1 protein-coding gene is annotated in these 243 nt (G+C 44.9%); it reads left to right on the top strand.

Going from position 1 to position 243, the window contains the following annotated elements:
* On the top strand, positions 1-243 hold a 243-nt coding region (locus I5349_RS13990), incomplete at both ends, for a translation initiation factor IF-2 (protein ID WP_317194264.1).

Raw genomic sequence — 243 nt, 5'->3', positions numbered from 1 at the left:
CATTGCTGAAGCTTCCTACCGAAGAAGTACAAGTCCCAATCATCCATAAAGGAGTGGGCCAGATTTCTGAATCTGATGTACTCCTGGCTTCTGCTTCTGATGCGCTCATCCTTGGATTCCAAGTAAGACCTTCTGGCTCTGCTAAGAAACCTGCTGAACAAGAAGAAATTGAGATCAGACATTACTCTATCATCTACGATGCGTTTAGCCAAATCAAAGATGCCATAGAGGGTCTGCTAGTGC

The sequence above is a fragment of the Penaeicola halotolerans genome (assembly GCF_016464625.1).
In the GTDB taxonomy this organism is placed as follows: Bacteria; Bacteroidota; Bacteroidia; order Cytophagales; family Cyclobacteriaceae; genus Penaeicola; species Penaeicola halotolerans.
Note: the sequence above shows the minus strand (reverse complement) of the source record. Positions and strands in the feature narration are given on the sequence as shown.